General features: G+C 42.6%; 25 protein-coding genes. 23 read left to right on the forward strand and 2 right to left on the reverse strand.

Annotated elements, in window-relative coordinates; translation table 11 throughout:
- The first annotated feature begins 7 nt into the window (after positions 1-7).
- The 5 genes from ACDJ58_RS06635 to ACDJ58_RS06655 all read left to right on the forward strand — a co-directional run bounded on the left by ACDJ58_RS06635 (position 8) and on the right by ACDJ58_RS06655 (position 2,896).
- Complete coding sequence (locus ACDJ58_RS06635) at positions 8-433, forward strand: HAD-IIIA family hydrolase (RefSeq protein ID WP_413376514.1); 426 nt, start codon at positions 8-10, stop codon at positions 431-433.
- 55 nt (positions 434-488) lie between these two features.
- Complete coding sequence (locus tag ACDJ58_RS06640) at positions 489-962, forward strand: NUDIX domain-containing protein (RefSeq protein WP_413379529.1); 474 nt, start codon at positions 489-491, stop codon at positions 960-962.
- Between the two features lie 351 nt (positions 963-1,313).
- Positions 1,314-2,177, forward strand: a complete 864-nt coding sequence (locus ACDJ58_RS06645; RefSeq protein WP_413376516.1) for an imm11 family protein — start codon at positions 1,314-1,316, stop codon at positions 2,175-2,177.
- A gap of 41 nt (positions 2,178-2,218) precedes the next feature.
- Positions 2,219-2,596 (forward strand): hypothetical protein, encoded by a 378-nt coding sequence (locus ACDJ58_RS06650; RefSeq protein ID WP_413376518.1) that lies wholly within the window; start codon positions 2,219-2,221, stop codon positions 2,594-2,596.
- Between the two features lie 12 nt (positions 2,597-2,608).
- The gene (locus ACDJ58_RS06655; RefSeq protein ID WP_413376520.1) at positions 2,609-2,896 is read left to right on the forward strand and encodes an SHOCT domain-containing protein; all 288 of its coding nucleotides are present in this window, start codon (positions 2,609-2,611) and stop codon (positions 2,894-2,896) included.
- A gap of 110 nt (positions 2,897-3,006) precedes the next feature.
- On the opposite strand, the gene ACDJ58_RS06660 is transcribed toward ACDJ58_RS06655, so the two are convergent.
- Positions 3,007-3,423 (reverse strand): hypothetical protein, encoded by a 417-nt coding sequence (locus ACDJ58_RS06660; RefSeq protein WP_413376522.1) that lies wholly within the window; start codon positions 3,421-3,423, stop codon positions 3,007-3,009.
- 143 nt (positions 3,424-3,566) lie between these two features.
- Between ACDJ58_RS06660 and ACDJ58_RS06665 the strand changes: the two genes are divergently transcribed.
- Both ACDJ58_RS06665 and ACDJ58_RS06670 read left to right on the forward strand, forming a co-directional pair.
- Positions 3,567-3,779 (forward strand): hypothetical protein, encoded by a 213-nt coding sequence (locus tag ACDJ58_RS06665; RefSeq protein WP_063564054.1) that lies wholly within the window; start codon positions 3,567-3,569, stop codon positions 3,777-3,779.
- A 66-nt stretch (positions 3,780-3,845) separates the two neighbouring features.
- Positions 3,846-4,262, forward strand: coding sequence for a hypothetical protein (locus ACDJ58_RS06670; protein ID WP_063564055.1), 417 nt, complete (start codon positions 3,846-3,848; stop codon positions 4,260-4,262).
- 303 nt (positions 4,263-4,565) lie between these two features.
- On the opposite strand, the gene ACDJ58_RS06675 is transcribed toward ACDJ58_RS06670, so the two are convergent.
- Complete coding sequence (locus tag ACDJ58_RS06675; RefSeq protein WP_413376525.1) at positions 4,566-5,534, reverse strand: cation diffusion facilitator family transporter; 969 nt, start codon at positions 5,532-5,534, stop codon at positions 4,566-4,568.
- 305 nt (positions 5,535-5,839) lie between these two features.
- Here ACDJ58_RS06675 and ACDJ58_RS06680 point away from each other — a divergent pair, with 305 nt between their 5' ends.
- The 16 genes from ACDJ58_RS06680 to ACDJ58_RS06755 all read left to right on the forward strand — a co-directional run bounded on the left by ACDJ58_RS06680 (position 5,840) and on the right by ACDJ58_RS06755 (position 17,512).
- Positions 5,840-6,517: a response regulator transcription factor gene (locus tag ACDJ58_RS06680; RefSeq protein WP_063564057.1), complete on the forward strand. Its 678-nt coding sequence runs from the start codon at positions 5,840-5,842 to the stop codon at positions 6,515-6,517.
- Positions 6,514-7,890 (forward strand): ATP-binding protein, encoded by a 1,377-nt coding sequence (locus tag ACDJ58_RS06685; protein ID WP_413376527.1) that lies wholly within the window; start codon positions 6,514-6,516, stop codon positions 7,888-7,890. Before ACDJ58_RS06680 ends, ACDJ58_RS06685 begins: the two co-directional genes overlap by 4 nt.
- Before the next feature lie 66 nt (positions 7,891-7,956).
- Positions 7,957-9,081, forward strand: coding sequence for an ABC transporter permease (locus tag ACDJ58_RS06690; RefSeq protein ID WP_413376530.1), 1,125 nt, complete (start codon positions 7,957-7,959; stop codon positions 9,079-9,081).
- Complete coding sequence (locus ACDJ58_RS06695) at positions 9,078-9,755, forward strand: ABC transporter ATP-binding protein (RefSeq protein WP_413376532.1); 678 nt, start codon at positions 9,078-9,080, stop codon at positions 9,753-9,755. Before ACDJ58_RS06690 ends, ACDJ58_RS06695 begins: the two co-directional genes overlap by 4 nt.
- Before the next feature lie 167 nt (positions 9,756-9,922).
- The gene (locus tag ACDJ58_RS06700; protein WP_413376534.1) at positions 9,923-10,465 is read left to right on the forward strand and encodes an NUDIX hydrolase; all 543 of its coding nucleotides are present in this window, start codon (positions 9,923-9,925) and stop codon (positions 10,463-10,465) included.
- Positions 10,466-10,523: 58 nt separating this feature from the next.
- Positions 10,524-11,030 (forward strand): DUF4275 family protein, encoded by a 507-nt coding sequence (locus tag ACDJ58_RS06705; RefSeq protein WP_413376536.1) that lies wholly within the window; start codon positions 10,524-10,526, stop codon positions 11,028-11,030.
- Positions 11,031-11,115: 85 nt separating this feature from the next.
- Positions 11,116-12,150, forward strand: coding sequence for an alpha/beta fold hydrolase (locus tag ACDJ58_RS06710; RefSeq protein WP_413376538.1), 1,035 nt, complete (start codon positions 11,116-11,118; stop codon positions 12,148-12,150).
- A gap of 17 nt (positions 12,151-12,167) precedes the next feature.
- Entirely contained in the window at positions 12,168-12,671 is a 504-nt protein-coding gene (locus tag ACDJ58_RS06715; protein WP_413376540.1) for a GNAT family N-acetyltransferase, read from the forward strand.
- Positions 12,672-12,726: 55 nt separating this feature from the next.
- Entirely contained in the window at positions 12,727-13,200 is a 474-nt protein-coding gene (locus ACDJ58_RS06720) for a GNAT family N-acetyltransferase (protein WP_413376542.1), read from the forward strand.
- Complete coding sequence (locus ACDJ58_RS06725; RefSeq protein WP_413376544.1) at positions 13,167-13,703, forward strand: N-acetyltransferase family protein; 537 nt, start codon at positions 13,167-13,169, stop codon at positions 13,701-13,703. The genes ACDJ58_RS06720 and ACDJ58_RS06725 overlap by 34 nt, the downstream gene beginning before the upstream one ends.
- A gap of 3 nt (positions 13,704-13,706) precedes the next feature.
- Complete coding sequence (locus ACDJ58_RS06730; protein WP_413376546.1) at positions 13,707-14,747, forward strand: aminoglycoside phosphotransferase family protein; 1,041 nt, start codon at positions 13,707-13,709, stop codon at positions 14,745-14,747.
- Positions 14,748-14,752: 5 nt separating this feature from the next.
- Positions 14,753-15,046 carry an RNA polymerase alpha subunit C-terminal domain-containing protein gene (locus ACDJ58_RS06735; protein ID WP_413376548.1) on the forward strand — a complete coding sequence of 98 codons (294 nt, stop codon included), beginning with the start codon at positions 14,753-14,755 and terminating at the stop codon, positions 15,044-15,046.
- A gap of 146 nt (positions 15,047-15,192) precedes the next feature.
- Entirely contained in the window at positions 15,193-15,699 is a 507-nt protein-coding gene (locus ACDJ58_RS06740; protein WP_413376550.1) for a DUF2569 domain-containing protein, read from the forward strand.
- A 78-nt stretch (positions 15,700-15,777) separates the two neighbouring features.
- Entirely contained in the window at positions 15,778-16,392 is a 615-nt protein-coding gene (locus ACDJ58_RS06745; protein ID WP_413376552.1) for a histidine phosphatase family protein, read from the forward strand.
- A 133-nt stretch (positions 16,393-16,525) separates the two neighbouring features.
- Positions 16,526-17,182 carry a pyridoxal 5'-phosphate synthase gene (locus tag ACDJ58_RS06750; RefSeq protein ID WP_413376554.1) on the forward strand — a complete coding sequence of 219 codons (657 nt, stop codon included), beginning with the start codon at positions 16,526-16,528 and terminating at the stop codon, positions 17,180-17,182.
- A gap of 21 nt (positions 17,183-17,203) precedes the next feature.
- Positions 17,204-17,512 (forward strand): hypothetical protein, encoded by a 309-nt coding sequence (locus ACDJ58_RS06755; RefSeq protein WP_413376556.1) that lies wholly within the window; start codon positions 17,204-17,206, stop codon positions 17,510-17,512.
- The last annotated feature ends 11 nt before the right edge of the window (positions 17,513-17,523 follow it).

The raw sequence follows: 17,523 nt of genomic DNA on the forward strand, positions 1-17,523 counted from the left end.
ACAGACCATGACCAAATCAAATTTGGATGTACAAGCTGTTTTTATGGATAGAGATGGAACAATCGGTGGGACAGGTCACTTTATCCATCCTAGAGATTTTGAATTATATCCGAATGCGAAGGAAGCACTCATGCTTTTAAAAACATGTCCACATGAACAAGAATGCAGCTGCAGAAAGCCGAAACCTGGTATGTTGTTACATGCTTCAGAGCAACACGATCTGGATTTATCAAAATGCGTAGTTATTGGTGACGTGGGGGATACCGACATGCTTGCTGCCCATGCAGTAGGAGCGACAAAGATCATGGTGAAGACAGGTTGGGGAGAATCCTCATTAACAAAATTTAGAGATAGATGGTCAGAGACAGAACCTGATTATGTCGCAGAACATATTTTAGATGCAGTGCAATGGATCATTAGAGGACCGGAGTGAGGTAAGCCGAATGGCATCGAACTTTAATAATAAGGTGATAGGAGGGTATTCAATTATGGGCATGTCTGACTATTATAAAAACCTTAGGGAAAAGATCGGAAACGAGCTGATTTTTATGCCAGGTGTGGCTGGGGTTATCCGAAATGAACAAGGAGAGATCTTGTTCGGTCGTAAACATAATGAAACCAACTGGGGCTTAATTGCTGGGGCAATCGAGCTCGGTGAGACACTTGCTCAAGCGATGATAAGAGAAGCATGGGAAGAGACAGGACTTATCATAGACCCGGAGAAAGTGATAGGGATCTATGGTGGTGAAGAGCAGCGGTTTACATACAGTAATGGTCACCAAGTTGAATATTTAACGATCGTATTTGAATGCAGTATCAAGTCTGGACAACTGGCATCCGATAATGAAGAGATAAAGGATCTGCAATTTTTCCCCGAGAATGAGCTTCCACCTATTGCAAACAAGTATCCAGATTATATTTTCAGTTCTAATCAAGAAGAAAGGACGCATTTTATTAAATAATTCTATGAATCTATATGGGAAGAAACCAAATGGTATTGATATTGAGTGGACGACCAGCACATTTGGTTATTTATCCATTCCGGTGTTTGTCTTGGGGATTGTATTTTATTTCTTTCCTGATATTTTATATAAATGCTTTGTTCTGATGAGATATAGGGGAACCAAACCAAATGGGGAATTTGAGGACAACCCGCCAAACAGAGATATTCCAAAATTGATAGAAGTGATATTAAAAGCATTAGGCTGCATCATGGTGATACTAGGAATCATTTGGTTTTGGTTTTCGGAAGAGTTTTATCATTTTTGGTTTGTTTAGCAATAGTACGCATCTTATAAGCAGGAGTGAAATGAATGAAAGCATGGTTGTTAGATTACTATCCACCGAATAATACGATTGAATTTAGCGATTCGGAGGAATTGGATCAAGTTTATGAGGCTTTAGGCAGTGATAAGCCGATTATTCAGGAATGGTCTGCACCTATCGTAGAATTTAATAATGTGGGCAAACCAGCCGATATTTTAAACAGATACACGGGAGCGCTTGTCATTAGTAGGAAAGTGAAAGAACTATTGGAACAGAACCACATTGAACATATCGAGTTTTTGCCACTCTCAACGGCTACTGAAGAGGAATACTATATTTTACACGTGCTGAGTGTTATCGATTGCATAGACCCGGAAAACTCTAAAGTAAGGACTTATTATGACGACGTTCCTCAATTCGATGAGTATTCACTCGTTTTAGATCAAAAAGCTTTACAAGGACAACACATATTCAGAATTAAACTACCAAGCGAGGATAGGGAGTTATCTTACATATATGTTTCAGATTTTTTGCAAGAAATATTAAGTCAATCCATCGTGGGTTATCAATTGGTGGAGATCTGGGATTCGGAGTTTTCCTGGAAAGCCAAAGAAGAAAAGCATGAGCAGATGAGTAAGGAAATTGATAGCTCCCTGCTAGAAGTGTTTGATTTTGATAAAGCTAAGAAGTTCGCTCGTAAAAATAAAGGCCATGTGGTGTACTCCGGTAAGTGGGCGATCAAGGCAGATAAGGAAAAGCGAATTTGGTTAGGGAACCTTCAATTGGATGGGAGCTACTCATGGATCAACCCCATCTTTTATCCTCCCATCTTGTTGGAACTTCAGTGGGGAATTCCAAAAAGAAGTAAAACGATGTTTAGCCGTTTGAAAGAAAGTGTTGGCTTTAAATAACAAAATATTTAGCTAAGAATTACCTGGAAGGAGGAGGGCTCATGAGAAGCTCCAGGTTTACACCGTATTTAAGTTTCATTGGTTTAGGATTAATTATTATGACATTGGCCATAAATCTTATTTTTCATTATGGAAGGGGATTGGATGAAGGTTCCCTTATGCTTTTGTCGGTTGCCAATGCCGTGTCATTGTTTTTCACTTTAGTATGGGGATTGTTTGGGATTATTGAGTTGTATTTATTATTGATATCGAACAAGAAACTTAAATCCAGATTGGACACTGGGAGGATCAGTAAAGAAGAGTATATGAAATTAGCGAAAAATCATAAATTCAGTTTCGTTGTAAATATAAGTTATCTAGTTATGCTTTTAATTCAACTTGGATATGTCATTATGAATTGGGACGAAGTTAATATATAGGAGGAATTATAATTGAAAGTATTGTCAATTATCGGTATCGTGTTATTCACATTAACGTTTTTATTGATATTCGGGCTAGGGCCAGAAGATCCCGATAGCGCAGCAATCTTGGGACTTTTAAGCATGCTGTACGCTATACCCTTCTCAATTATTGCTTTGGTAGTATCTTCTCGGAGGAAAAAACAACCTGTAAATGTCCATGAACAACTTCTGCAGCTAGGTGAGTTAAAAGAAAAAAATATCATTTCCGAATATGAATTTGATCAAAAGAAAGAGAAGTTGCTTTCCAAGATCAAGTAGTTCAGAGACAACTACATACAAAATAATGGAGGCCCACCTAAGATATAGTTATCCGGGTAGGCCCCCATTATTAATTATATCTTCGTTAATTAAATTATTCTAAATCAACCTTACTCGTTCGTAATATTTAATGTCTCATCTGTAATGGTCATACCGTCACTCCCCAATGCTTGAACAATCACGTGTTGATGCAAAGACTTACCCGCAATATCCCACGTTATCTTCCAACCATCGTTCCCATTGGTATCATATCCGATCAGTTCTCTTTCTCCCCAAGTCTCTGTTCCTGTTGGAACGGCCCAGAAAAGAAGTGTTTCCGCGTTGGTCGCCTCTACTGTGACATTTAACTCTGTGCTATCTGTAGGAATTACAATCCAACCTTCTTTTTCGGGATAGTTAGTCTCAACATTCGTAATTATGGGTATAGCTTCTTTTCTTAGGATAACTTCAGTGTCATGGTTTTCAGTAACACAGGCTGTGAGAAGTAGGATGAGCAGAAGAATCGGGAAAAATGCTTTATTTGTCATGATTATTACCTCTTTCTATATAGTGGTATTCACAAATCCTCCAGAGTAATTCCCTCGCACTTGGTTTGACAATACGTTATATGCATGTAAACATAACAGTTAATCAATTACAGTTTAATATAAGTAAGGAGTTGTGAATCAGGATGGAACTCTTTGGAGCTTTTATAGCGTTGATCCTATGTTTTATTGTGTTTCTTATCGTTGCTGCAGTTATACGCTATGCTATAGATTCATCAAAAACATCGAAAAGACTTGAGGATCTAATAAAAGAAGTACACTATTTGAGAACTGAAATTAAAAAACAAAATAACAATAAACAAGGTGATAATAAATATATTATTGACGAGAAAGTATAGTATAGGTGCCTATTCAAGAAGCAATACCTTGCATCATGCAGGTCGTTTTATGGAAGGAGGGTTAAGGTGCGAAGTGATTTTATTGAGCTCGTGGAAGAGAGTGATGAGAGGTACAAATGTTATGTTTTGAAAAATACAGTCCAAATATTTAAGCAATCCATAAAGGATGAAGATTTAAAGGATGTCCGAATCTATATATCGACGACTATTCAGCTAGATGCAATTGCTGATGTAATAGATTCATATCTTCATTGGTTTACGGAGTGTGAGGCCGTATTTCGAAATTACTATGAGAACGAACTTCACGAACAAGTACATAAGGATTGGTTTAATGAAATTGAAGTTTATCAAGTAGATATCACATTTAATAGTAAAGAGGACTACGGAGCAACGATAGCCTGCGGAGACAATGTGTTACAAGGTCACATTATGATTATTGATTTTGATCGAGAACATATCCAGGCTATCCACTTAAATGGATAAGCTAATTATATATACCATCTATGATGATGTTTTGTAGTCTATTGTTTTCTCTTAGCTCCAGGTAGTTAAGAAATAGGAGCAGCGTTATCAGTACAAGAATCACTGACATGAACTTTTGGAATTTCCCCATGGTAGATTTAACCTCCTCGTTATCTTAAGTAAATTACGGTGTAAAACCAGTTAATTCGATACTGCCATATGTATTACAGAACACCTGAATGGAATTAAAGTTACGTGCAAAATGAAAAACAGGACTATTCCTCGAACGGGAATAAGTCCTGTTTCTATTTACAACTATTAATCTCAATGATGATGATGCGCATGAGCATCCGGTTCGTCGCCTTTGACAGTGCATAATACCGAGGTGTCATGCAGATGATTCTCTGATTCGACCTGCAAGGTCACGTGCTTGATTTCTTTATGCTCCAACAGATGCTCAATCTTCTGCACAAGCACCTCGGATGCGTATACATCCATCGTTCCGTCCACCACAATATGAGCGGTCAGTGCATTCAGGTTGCTGGTGATGGACCAGACATGCACGTCGTGCACGCCTTTGACGCCATCGACTTGTTTGATGGTCTGAACAAGGTCATTTACATCGACATTCGCTGGCGTTCCCTCCATTAAGATATGCAGGGATGATTTGGTGACAAAGAAACCACTTCGCAATACCAGTGCCGCAACAATTACACTCGCCAGTGGATCAGCCCAACCCCAGCCGAAGAACATCATGAGCAGTGCCGCCGCAATAGCCCCAACCGATCCGAGCATATCACTAATGACATGGAGGTATGCTCCGCGCATATTCAAGTTTTTCTCCGTATCGCTACCGCGCATCATGATCCATGCCACCAGGATATTAATGAGCAAGCCGATGATACTGATGATCAACATACCGACTGTTGCGACTTCTGGTGGGTTGATGAAGCGACCAATTGCTTCGTAAAAGATGTAAAGTGAGATGGCGATTAAGGTGACCCCATTTAACGTGGCTGCCAAAATCTCAAAGCGTCTGTACCCGTACGTTTTGCCTGTATTCACCGCTTTTTCGCCAAAGGTGAACGCCAGCAAGGCGATCCCCAAAGCTATGGAATCAGACAACATATGACCTGCATCGGAGATGAGGGCCAAGCTGTTGGTGATGAATCCGCCAACGGCTTCAACAATCATATAAACGGTAATAATAATGAAGGAAAATAACAGTACTTTCTTGTTATTGGTACTACCATGATTGTGTCCATGGTCGTGGTTGTGATGATGTCCGGACATATGAGATCCTCTCCTTTGGAGCCGTGCTCCGTTATGTAATTGATTTCTTTTGTGACTACAAGTGATCTTCGGAAATGATAAAGTGATAATACATGAACATATGAGCAGTTATTCATATGTTATGGTTTTATTATAGGTGCGCCTAATAATAGTGTCAACCAGATTTAAGAAAATATAAACATGCCCGCAGGGCTCTCTTACTTGTTCGCTGGCGATTTACGTTGCTTTTGTGCTACCATCTGTGCAGGATCAATGTCGCGGAACCTATATCAATATCAACTTACAGAAAAGGGGCGGACAACAATATGAAGAATCTGCTTCTGGCGGACGACGACGCCAATATTAGAGCACTCCTCCGGCATGTCATGACCAAGGAAGGGTATCGGGTACATGAAGCACAGGATGGAGTGGAAGCAGTTAAGGTTATGCAAGCAACACCAATCGATCTGGCGATTCTGGATGTGATGATGCCAGGTATGGACGGACTGGAGTTATGTGACTTCATTCGGCAACATTATGACATTCCGATTATGCTGCTGACAGCACGGGATCAACTATCCGACAAGCGGGATGGGTACTTGAGAGGCACAGATGAATATGTGACGAAGCCATTTGAACCCGAGGAACTGGTCTACCGGGTTAAAGCATTATTTCGTCGGTACCATCGTACTTCCAGTGATATCATTCGTATGAATCGCATCGTGATTGACCGGAATAATGTCGAGGTCTCCGATGGGCAATCGATTCTCTTTTTGCCAATGAAGGAGTTCGAGCTACTCTCTCAACTTGCTCAGTTTCCGGGGCGATTATTCTCGCGTGATGAACTAATTCGGTTGGTCTGGGGAGCGGATTATGAAGGCGATGACCGCACCGTGGATGTACATATCAAGCGGCTGCGTGATCGTTTTGCCGATTATGGGGATGATTTTGTCATTCAGACGGTACGGGGGATTGGTTATAAGATTGAGGTGAAAGCGCATTGAGATCACTGTACTTTCGGGTGTTTATGATTACAATCGCGGTGATTCTGGTCAGCGCCATGCTGGGTTTTCTTTTATCCAATATTTATTATCATGCGAAGCTGAAGTCTTTCAATGATGAGAAGTTAGTTGGCATTGCGACGCAAATGAAGCAGTTTGTAGAGCAGGAACCAGCTACGGTAGAGCATTATCTGAACAATGCCGCAGCGCTCGGTTACGAAATTTATGTGACGGATGGAAAAGGGAATGACCAATTCTATGGCCGTGAATTCCGCCAGAAGGATCTGGACAAGCAGGCTGTAGATCAGGTGCTCAGTGGTGAGATATACCACGGCGTCGCCGAGTTTCCCAGCAAACCTTTCATTACCGGTTTCTTCGATAATCAATTGAGCAATACCGTTGGTGTTCATCTAGAGATGGGCAATGCAAGTTATGCGTTGTTTATGCGCCCGGATGTCATTTTGCAATTCGGTGAGCTGCGTATCTTTTTTGCGTTGATTGGAGCGTTTACGGTGGGCATTAGTATTCTACTCTTTATAATCAGTACCCGTTATCTGGTGAATCCGATTGAACGTCTGTCCGAGGCTACCAAGCGCATTGCTCAAGGAAACTATAATCTGAAATTGTCCACCACGCGGCGTGATGAGATTGGACAGCTGGCCCAGCATTTCATGACCATGAGTCGTGAATTGGAGCGGGTGGATCAGGCACGACAGCAGTTTGTATCCAACGTATCTCATGAGATTCAATCACCGCTGACCTCGATTCAGGGATTTGCCCAACTGGTAGCGGATCGGGATCTGCCTGAACAGGAACGGGAGCACTATGCTTCCATTATTGAAGAGGAGAGCCGCCATCTCTCGTTGCTCAGTAAACAATTGCTGCTGTTGTCCTCTCTGGAACAAGGTCATGAGGATTTGACCAAAGTGAGATTTTCACTACGAGATCAATTCCGCCAAGCGGTTCAGGTGCTGCAATGGCAGCTGGAAGGGAAGGAACTGCTGCTTCGAATTTCGGTACCCGAATCCATTCAACTCTATGGCAATGAAGTGCTGCTCATGCAAGTATGGATGAATCTGCTGGGTAATGCCGTGAATCATCTTCCACAGGGGAGAAGCATCGAGATTCGTGCAGAAGAGACCAATGCCCAGTGCGTAATCTATATTTGGGATACAGGGGATGGGATTGCGGCGGAGCATTTGCCGTTCCTGTTTGATCGTTTCTACCGAGTAGACCGTGCGAGAGAGCGATCTTCCGGCCGAACCGGGCTTGGGCTTGCCATTGTGCAGAAAATTATTCGCATCCATGACGGCACGATTGAGGTCTCCAGTTCGACCGAAGGAACGGTCTTTACCGTGACGCTCCCGCAGATGTAATCTGTTATTCATTTGCCGTTCATTTTCGCCTCCTATACTTGGGTTATCAAGAGGAGGTCAGAGAATATGTACTTGGCTATTAGAGAGATGAGGTTTGCCAAAGGGCGATATGCATTAATTGCTACAATTATGGTGCTTGTATCATTTTTGGTTTTGTTTGTCACAGGTCTGGCACAGGGGCTTGCGTATGATAACGCGGCATCCATCAAAAATATGGCAGCAACCCATTTTGTTCTGGAGCAGGATTCGAATCATCGGTTTACCCGCTCCCAGGTGAATCAGGACCAGCTGGAGCAGACACGCTCCGTTGTGGGGCAAGAGAACGCTGAACCGCTGGGTGTGAAAATGACAACGGTCAGTCCAGCTGGTGACACGAAGAAGATTGATGTAACGCTATTCATGGTGAACCCGGAAGGCTGGCTGGCTCCAACCGTAACCGAAGGCTCTACAATTACGGATCTGAAAGACGGGCAGGTTGTGGTGGATCAAAAGCTGTCTGAATCTGGCGTGAGGATTGGAACGGAACTGGTCGATCAAGCCTCGGGCACGAAGTGGACCGTGGGTGGATTTGTGGAAAATGAGTCCTTCAGTCACTCACCGGTTGTGTTTCTGAACGAGCAGGAATGGCTCGCTATTCAAGAAGGTTCTCGTACTTCGCAAGGAACAGCAAACTCTAATGCTCCGGTATACAATGCGATTGCCGTTAAAGATGCAGGTGAGAAGGTAGACAGCCTCAGTACTGCTTTGCCGAATACAGAAGTAATAACGAAGTCAGATGCGGTATCCGCTATTCCTGGGTACAAGGAAGAGCAGGGCTCACTGCTCATGATGATTGCCTTTTTATTTGTCATCTCGGCGTTTGTGCTTGCGGTATTCTTCTACGTCATCACGATTCAGAAAACGAGTCAATTTGGTATTTTGAAAGCCATTGGAACGCGAAATTCGTATCTGGCCGGCAGTGTTTCATTGCAAGTATTGCTTCTGTCCATCGGCAGTCTGGTGATCAGTGTGCTGTTGGTTCAGCTGTTTGAATCGATCTTGCCAGCTTCGATGCCGTTTCAATTAGGCTTGTCCACCCTGGCACTAACGTGTGTGTTATTCGTGGTGATGTCTATGGCGGGTTCGCTCTTCTCGGTGTGGAAGGTTACCAAAATTGATGCGCTTGATGCGATTGGGAGGACAGCAGCATGAGAAACCGACTGGTATTGCAGGGAATTACACAGTCTTTTGAAGATGGCGGGGTCAAACGGACGATATTGGATAAGTTGGATCTTAAGGTGGCCGAAGGAGAACTCGTCGCGGTCATGGGGCCTTCCGGCTCAGGCAAAAGTACATTTCTGTCCATCGCAGGTGCACTGCTTGAACCGACGGAGGGACAGGTTATGCTGGATGGCGCATCGATTATGGGCAAAAACAAACAGGACATATCCGATGTACGGCTCCAGCAGCTCGGGTTTATTTTTCAAAGTGCCAACCTCATTCCGTATCTGAAAGTGGAAGAACAACTGATGGTGGTCGCCAAGCTCGCCGGAACAGATAAAAACAAGGCAGAGAAGCGGGTCGATGAGCTGCTGGATACGGTAGGCTTATCGCATCGGCGTAAGGCATATGCCGAGAAGCTTTCCGGCGGAGAACGCCAGCGGGTTGCTATTGCCAGAGCATTGATGAATGATCCGGCCGTCCTGCTCGCAGACGAACCGACAGCCAGTCTGGATGCGGAACGCGGACTAGATATTGTGAGCATGATTGCACGGCTCGTGAAGGAGCAGGGCAAGAGTGCAGTCATGGTTACACATGATGAACGGATTTTGCCGCTATGTGATCGGGTTCTCTTTTTGGAAAACGGGAAATTGGTGCACCATTAGTGGTCAGAGTGAATAGTATAGACATTCTTTAGTTCAACTGAAATAACATGAGAAGGTCCATGGATTCCCGATGGGAAAAGTGGCCTTCTTTTTTCTTTTTTGATCTATAATGAGAGTTAGAACTTATAATGGAAGATTTATTTTACATAGAGAGGATCGGATAGAAAATGAAAACTTTGGACCGGGAACAGTTCCCGGCGCTCAGCACATCGATTCATTGGGGAATTGTTAAAGCGGAGTTTAGATTGAATGACATCGTGGATGAAACGCTGGTAAGCAATGTGAGTATCATCCCGTTTGTCGGGAAACAAGTGGTTGTTTTTCAGATCGATAACGGAAAATGGGAGCTGCCCGGAGGAACATTGGAAGTAGGAGAGAAGTATATGGATGGATTGGAACGTGAAGTGATGGAGGAGCTCGGAGCCAAGTTGGTCACGTATCGGGTGTTTGGACAATTTCATTGCATGTCGAGTGCACCTGAGTCGTATAGACCGCATATTCCACATCCTCATTTTGTAAGACTTATTGGCTATGGAGAGGTTGAACTCGTGGGCCAACCGCTGAATCCGGTGGATGGGGAACAGGTGATTGCTGTAGAGGTTGTGGAGATTGGTGAAGCGATTAAGAGATTCGAAGAACAGAATAGATATGACATTGCAGAAATGTACCGATTGGCCTATTTGCTTCGAGAAGAAGCAAACTTTGAGTAGTTGGAATGCTAGTTTATTCTAAATCCTTAAATCTTAAATCCTACAAACTTCGGAGGCTATGATGATTAGAGATGAAATTAATGAGCTGCTGGATGCTCTACCGGACCATGAGCTGAATGTGGTGTACTCGCGAATTGAGCTTGTGCATCGCAAATATATGTATAACAAAAATTTGGAGGACAAAGGGGTCCTTGTGACTGAATTGTGCGAGGAATCCGAAGAAATTATACAGAAATGGGATAACACATTTGCCAAGAACATCAGTGAAGAGGTAAAAGAGGCCATCTACTATAGCCAGTACAAGTGGCATATGTTCAGTTATGAGAAACAGGATTGCCTAACAGACAATGCAGCACGAGATGCTTTTAATGCCGAAAATAAAAACGAATTGTATGTCATGTATCAACATACACCATTCATACAGATATTTCAGAATGCGAATAACGTCATTGCAGAAGATTTTTATTCGGAACAGGACATTTATATTTTTGACCAAGAATTCACGTGGACGTATGTACATACCCATGAATCCATGTGCGGACCGTATTTTTATAAAGTTAAGTAACAAGGAGTAGTAAGGAGTAACAAGTTAGTGAGGAGTTTGGAGTCAGCTTTTTAAACAAACGAATATCTGCCGGAGGAACCTTCTGATGCGTAAGAGGTCGATTAAAATATTCAGACGCACCATGCTTAGTATTCTTTTAATCGTAATACTCGCTCTGATCTTTCCCACATGGACCCCTGGGATCAAGGGAGAGAATAGTATCAGCACGTTAGGACAGGTCGAGATCAATGGTGTTGGTCATGAGGTTATGATTCGCGGGGTAGATCGGAACAATCCTATCCTTCTTTTTGTACATGGTGGCCCTGGTTGCTCCGAGATTCCTTATGTAAGAAAGTATCAGCAGGAGCTTGAACAGCATTTTACCATTGTGCATTATGATCAACGTGGAAGTGGAAAGTCATATCATTTGTTGGAGGATTATTCCGATGTGACTTCAGATGTGCTTGTAGATGATTTACTGGCTTTAACGGATTACGTCACTGCCGAACTGGGGCAAAGAAAGGTTACGCTGGTCGGTCATTCATTTGGTACATACATAGGGACAAAAGCGGCGGCCAAAGCACCAGAAAAATTCATTGCTTATATAGGTATTGGGCAAATGGCTGATACTGTGCAGAGTGAGTTGGATAGTTTGGAATATACGATCGCACAAGCGAAACAAGCCAACAACACAGCGGATGCGGAAAGTCTGGAACGTCTTCGGGGTCCGATTGAGCGAGGCGAGCAGTACACACCAAGAAAGTTGGTTCGCAAATATGGCGGTGCGGCCAGACTTATTGATGACAACAGAGATTATATGCTCGGCTTCCTTCTGGGAACTGAATATAATGCGTTGGATGTGATTCGGTATTCCATGGGAGTGCAGGCTACACAGGAAATCCTCCTGAAGGAGGGGTCCAGCAACCATATGCCAGACATTGTAGATCAGCTGGAGATACCGACTTATTTTGTTATGGGAAAGTATGATTATATGACGTCTGTGGATGCGGCAAGGGATTATTTCGATGAGCTTGGAGCACCCGAAAAAGATTTTGTTGTATTTGAAGAGTCCGCTCATTACCCACAGTTTGAGGAGAAAGAACGATTTGCAGCGTGGTTGATAGGGGTATTAAACTTTTGAATAAGCGAGGGATCTTGATGGAGCAAATTAATACTAAACTCATAACTAGACTTGCATTACCGGAGGAAGCTTCCATTGTGTTGAACCTATGGCAGGAGTCTGCCCGGTGGCTGAACTCCAAAGAGATATTTCAATGGCGTCCTGAGTATTTCAATTTGGAACAAGTCATCGAATTCATGACGGAGGGATCTGACGTATATCTTGCTGAAATAAATCATGAAATCGTAGGGACGTATACCTTAACGTGGTCAGATCCCCTGATTTGGGAAGAGCTCGACAACACCAATTCCGGATACATACACCGATTTGCAGTGAATAGAGATTTTAAAGGGCAAAATATAGGCCTGCTCCTTCTAAAATCAGCAGAAGAGGACATTAGGCAAAAAGGTAAAACCTTGATCAGGCTGGATTGCATGGCAGATAACCTGAGACTTAATCAATACTATAAGGATTATGGATTCCAATACATTCGCAGAATGAAACAGGGGAACTGGAGTGCCAGTCTGTATGAAAAAGAATGATGGTGTCTCTATCGACTTCATTAAACCCGTAAGTGTATAAAAAGGGGGACTATTCATGCTTTTATCCTATCATCCAATGAAAATAGTTGATGCAGAAAAAATCGCTACCTGGAAGTACGAACATGAATATGCGATGTACAGTTTCTCTGAATCCAATGAAGATATTCAAGAATTGATGAATGGGGAGTACTTTTCAGTCCTGGATGAACTGGAGAGGGTAGTGGGATTTATTTGTTGTGGGGAATCAGCACGTGTACCGGGAGGAACCTCAATCGGACTGTATCAAGAAGAAGGATATCTGGATATAGGCCTTGGATTAGATCCAGATCTGACAGGACGAAAGATAGGGTCTGTGTTCCTTAAACAAAGTTTAGTATTCTTGCAAAACCATTTCAAAAGTTCTCAGTTTCGGCTGGTTGTTGCCACATTCAACGAGCGAGCAATTAAAGTGTATGAGCGGACAGGCTTAAAAGAGATAAGGAGTTTTATAGCAAAGTGCATGACGAGGACATGTTATTTATCAGTATGAAAATGGAAATGCCCATATACTCTTTTGAAGAAATAACGGAGCAGGATTTGACTGAAGTCAGAGAAATATATAACTACTATGTCTCCAACACGACCATCTCGTTTCATACTGAAGAATTAACCCTGGAAGAAATCAAAGCATCTGTCATGAACAAAAATCCGCGCTTTAAATCGTTTGTCATTAAAGAAGAGGACGAACTTAAAGGGTATGTGCTAATTACCCAATACAAGAGCAAACAAGCCTACGACTTCTCGGGAGAAGTAACCATTTATTTGAAACCGGATATTGTAGGGAAGGGTATTGGCGGAACGGCACTGCGATATATAGAGGATGTTGCGCGCGAGCAAGGGTTCTATACCTTGATTGCTACGGTATGCATGGAAAACACACGCAGCAAGTCCCTGTTCGAAAAGTATGGGTATGAGCAATGTGCGATGTTTAAAGGCGTGGGATATAAGTTTGATCGCAGATTGGATATTGGTAGTTTCCAAAAGGTGTTGTAACGTATGAATAATGTTCAATATAATCTAAAATTCGAAAAACTCGTTGCTGAATTAGAACTTGGTGAGTTGATCAGTAAGCCCAAGGCAATCTCGGGTGGGCTTTTACATCGCATGTATGCCATTGAAACTACACATGCCAAATATGCTGTGAAAGCACTGAACCCTCAAATTATGAGTAGACCTACAGCTATGCAGAATTATATCCAATCCGAAAAAATAGCAAACGTGGCAGCAAATTTTATCCATGCTCAACCTGCCAAAGTGATAAACGGTTCTTCAATGCAGATATTAGATCATCAATGTTATCTTATATTTGACTGGATCGATGGTAAAAGTCTGGAGCTTCATGAAGTAATCGAGACCCATTGTGAGCATATGGGCATGATTCTTGCGGATATTCATAAAACTGATTTTTCACAGCTTCATATTCCTGACCTTCAGTTGGATCATTCCAAAGAAACCGATTGGAATGATTATTTAAACAAAGGGCAGACAGAAAATTCGGATTGGACGATCTTATTAGCTGATAACATTCAAAAGCTCTATGAGTGGAGTGCTCAGGCGAAAAATGCATCAGTAATACTGGCTTCAAATACAGTTATTAGCCATAGAGATCTTGAACCTAAGAACGTGATGTGGCAGCAGGACACCCCCATCATTATTGATTGGGAATCAGCGGGTTATATCAATCCGATGCATGATCTGGTGGAAACAGCGATGTATTGGTCGGTAGATCATACCGGAATCGTAGAAAAAGAAAGGTTCTTGGCTTTTATAAATGGATATCGGTCTCGAGTGGGGAATTTAAACGCCAATTGGAGAAGGGTTCTCGAAAATGGTTTTTCCGGAAAATTGGATTGGCTCGAATACAGTCTGAAACGCTCTTTGTGGATTGAATGCACAGACAATGAAGAACAACAAATGGGAACATCACAAGTTACATGGACTATAGAGGCTTTAAAACAATACGAGGATATGATCTCAGATGTTGAGCACTGGTTGAGTAAATCCGAGATAATTGTTATCCGATACAGGAAGGGGTGACTAACATGGCAAACACTAAAGGAACACTAAGAACATGTGAACAAGGGCATTCCTATTACAAAAGTAGCGATTGTCCAACCTGTCCGGTATGTGAGAAGGAACGGAAACCGAAAGAAGGATTTCTTTCATTGCTGTCTGCACCCGCCAGACGAGCACTGGAGAATCAGGAAATTACGACGTTGCCGCTACTCTCGAAATACACAGAAAAAGAGATTTTGAAGCTGCACGGGATCGGGCCTTCTGCAATGCCAAAACTTCGACAAGCACTTGAAGAAGAGGGATTATCTTTTAATGTGTAACCCTCTTTTGTTGGTCAATGGCTTTAAATGGAGAAATTGGTATCGCATCACTTCCTTGCATTGTATAATAATACAGTTGTGTAAAAGTTTACACGAGAAAGAGTAGTCATCTCAGAATAACAAAACAGAATAGGAGGTGTTATTTAGTGGAACCACAATTTGAAGAACAGAAGGTTGATTATCGACCTTTGGGTATATCAGGACTTGGGGGATGGTTGATTCTCGTACATATAGGACTTTATCTCACCATCATTATGCTTGTTGTGCAATTATTTCAATACCTTGTACCTTCATTGACGACAGAGACTTGGGAGCTCTTAACTTCCAAACAATCTGACTATTATCACCCATGGTGGGGCCCGGTTCTCGTTTTTGAAACGGTATATAATGTGCTATTTTTAGTATTTAGCGTATACACGCTGATTACGTTTTATAGAAAGAAATCGATATTCCCTCGTCTTATGATTATTTTTTACAGTGTCAGTCTAGCCGTGGGCATCATTGATTATCTGTTGTTACTTCAGATTCCTATGGCGGTAGAACTTGAGGATGGAAGTTCGTTAAAAGGGATAGGTAGGTCGGTACTCACCTGTGCCATATGGATTCCTTATTTTATAAAATCAGTTCGAGTTCACAATACGTTTGTCAGATAAAAACATAAGCCCCGACCTAAGATGGAAGATCTATGGTCGGGGTTTGTTATAAGAGATTCAAATAGAGGAGGAGATATCTTGAAGATTTTCTTAGTAAGACACGGGATGGATGAGGAGGGTTACAGAGGTGGCTGGAGTCAACGAGGGCTCATTGAAGAAGGTGTTACTCAATCTGAGAGACTCGGAGATTACCTGTACCTTCATTCAGAGCAATATAAGATAAACACGGTGATTAGCAGTGATCTTCCGCGTGCAGTACAGACTGCCAAAGAGCTTGAAAAAAGACTGAACATAAAGGGGCTTTATCTGAAAGACTGGAGAGAAATGAACAACGGAGATTTGGCTGGAATGCCAAATAAGGAAGCAGAAGTGAAATATGCAGGAGTTTATTTTAACACTCTTGGAATGGATACCCCGTTTCCAGGAGGAGAAAGTCCTCGAAATTTTTATAACAGAATATGTACATCCTTTCGGAATTTATGCCGAAGTATAGAGGAGCAACAGATCAAATCCAATGTTCTACTGGTCACGCACGGCGGAGTAATCAACATTCTTTATTATCTCTTAGGAAACCAAAATTGGACCAATACATCGGTGTTTCATTCTATTGGGAATACCAGTGTTCATACGGTTGAAAAAGGAGTAGATGGTTGGGAGTTTAGCAGCATGAATATGATGAGTCATCTAGGTTAGAAAAGGAAGTAATGAATCCAAGTTTTCATTGCTACCTTGCCATAACCTTTTCCTTGATGCTTCTACAAATAGTTGAGAAAATGGCCTACTACGTTACAATGGAATGAAATGGAAGCTTAAGGAGGTTGCCGATGTGAGTGATAAACCGAGTGATTTGCTGCGCGGTTTGAAGTCCTTGTCTGGACCTTTTCCGACTTGGGATACCGAACAGTTACCGGATCAACCAGGGGAGCTTTTTCTGGAATGGCTGAGACGGGCCATTGATTATGAGGTGAAAGAACCCCATGCGATGACGATCTCGACGGTGGACTCGAATGGTTTTCCAGATGCACGAGTATTGATTTTGAAAGACGTAGTTGACGAAGCTTTTTATTTTGCATCTGGCTCGGAGAGTCGAAAAGGACAGCAACTGGAGAGCAATCCGCATGTGGCACTGACCTTTTACTGGCCTACATTGGGCAGGCAGATCCGCATAAGGGGAGACGCCGTGGATATGGGCGAGGAAGCAGGTGCGGCAGATTTTCGGAAAAGATCGGCAGGTGCCCGCGCAGTTGCGATGACAGGACAACAGAGTCAGGAGCTGGAGAGCGAGGAAGAATTGGAACACGTCATTGCCGTTCAAAAGGAACGGATCAGCCGAGATCCTGATGTCATTACACCGAATTGGAGACTGTACGCCGTGAATGCAAAGGAAGTTGAGTTCTGGCAAGGAGACCCGGAGCGAAAGCATGTGCGAATCCAATATATTCTGCAACATGGGCAATGGAAGCACCAGAGGTTATGGCCGTGATTTTATAAAGGGGGAATATGTGTGAGTCGTAGAACTACAGGGACACTTCTGCTGGTCATAGCGGCATTTCTGTATGGTGTTCGATATTTGAGTGCTGCCATTTTTGGTTCTGGTTTAGCTTCGTGGAATTCGGGATTGTTTCAGGATATGCTGGATTATGTTGGAACTGCTCCGCGAAATTTGAGTATAGCTGCTTTAATCCTGGGCCTGTTCTATTTAATATGGGCGGAATATGAAGCAACCAGCTCCAAAACCAGAGAAAGTCTCAAGCGATTTGTGAGTTATGAAACTGTAGATCAAGAAGCGGAAAGCCAGAACAAAACAGAATAACGGGACAGAGA

This window comes from Paenibacillus taichungensis (genome assembly GCF_047302525.1).
GTDB classification, from domain to species: Bacteria; Bacillota; Bacilli; order Paenibacillales; family Paenibacillaceae; genus Paenibacillus; species Paenibacillus taichungensis_B.

What these genes read in the sequence shown, in the direction of transcription:
- ACDJ58_RS06635 (WP_413376514.1), top strand. Translation starts at nt 8, where the DNA reads ATGACCAAATCAAATTTGGATGTACAAGCTGTTTTTATGGATAGAGAT.
- ACDJ58_RS06640 (WP_413379529.1), top strand. Translation starts at nt 489, where the DNA reads ATGGGCATGTCTGACTATTATAAAAACCTTAGGGAAAAGATCGGAAAC.
- ACDJ58_RS06645 (WP_413376516.1), top strand. Translation starts at nt 1,314, where the DNA reads ATGAAAGCATGGTTGTTAGATTACTATCCACCGAATAATACGATTGAA.
- ACDJ58_RS06650 (WP_413376518.1), top strand. Translation starts at nt 2,219, where the DNA reads ATGAGAAGCTCCAGGTTTACACCGTATTTAAGTTTCATTGGTTTAGGA.
- ACDJ58_RS06660 (WP_413376522.1), bottom strand. Translation starts at nt 3,423, where the DNA reads ATGACAAATAAAGCATTTTTCCCGATTCTTCTGCTCATCCTACTTCTC.
- ACDJ58_RS06665 (WP_063564054.1), top strand. Translation starts at nt 3,567, where the DNA reads ATGGAACTCTTTGGAGCTTTTATAGCGTTGATCCTATGTTTTATTGTG.
- ACDJ58_RS06675 (WP_413376525.1), bottom strand. Translation starts at nt 5,534, where the DNA reads ATGTCCGGACATCATCACAACCACGACCATGGACACAATCATGGTAGT.
- ACDJ58_RS06680 (WP_063564057.1), top strand. Translation starts at nt 5,840, where the DNA reads ATGAAGAATCTGCTTCTGGCGGACGACGACGCCAATATTAGAGCACTC.
- ACDJ58_RS06690 (WP_413376530.1), top strand. Translation starts at nt 7,957, where the DNA reads ATGTACTTGGCTATTAGAGAGATGAGGTTTGCCAAAGGGCGATATGCA.
- ACDJ58_RS06695 (WP_413376532.1), top strand. Translation starts at nt 9,078, where the DNA reads ATGAGAAACCGACTGGTATTGCAGGGAATTACACAGTCTTTTGAAGAT.
- ACDJ58_RS06700 (WP_413376534.1), top strand. Translation starts at nt 9,923, where the DNA reads ATGAAAACTTTGGACCGGGAACAGTTCCCGGCGCTCAGCACATCGATT.
- ACDJ58_RS06705 (WP_413376536.1), top strand. Translation starts at nt 10,524, where the DNA reads ATGATGATTAGAGATGAAATTAATGAGCTGCTGGATGCTCTACCGGAC.
- ACDJ58_RS06710 (WP_413376538.1), top strand. Translation starts at nt 11,116, where the DNA reads ATGCGTAAGAGGTCGATTAAAATATTCAGACGCACCATGCTTAGTATT.
- ACDJ58_RS06715 (WP_413376540.1), top strand. Translation starts at nt 12,168, where the DNA reads ATGGAGCAAATTAATACTAAACTCATAACTAGACTTGCATTACCGGAG.
- ACDJ58_RS06720 (WP_413376542.1), top strand. Translation starts at nt 12,727, where the DNA reads ATGCTTTTATCCTATCATCCAATGAAAATAGTTGATGCAGAAAAAATC.
- ACDJ58_RS06730 (WP_413376546.1), top strand. Translation starts at nt 13,707, where the DNA reads ATGAATAATGTTCAATATAATCTAAAATTCGAAAAACTCGTTGCTGAA.
- ACDJ58_RS06735 (WP_413376548.1), top strand. Translation starts at nt 14,753, where the DNA reads ATGGCAAACACTAAAGGAACACTAAGAACATGTGAACAAGGGCATTCC.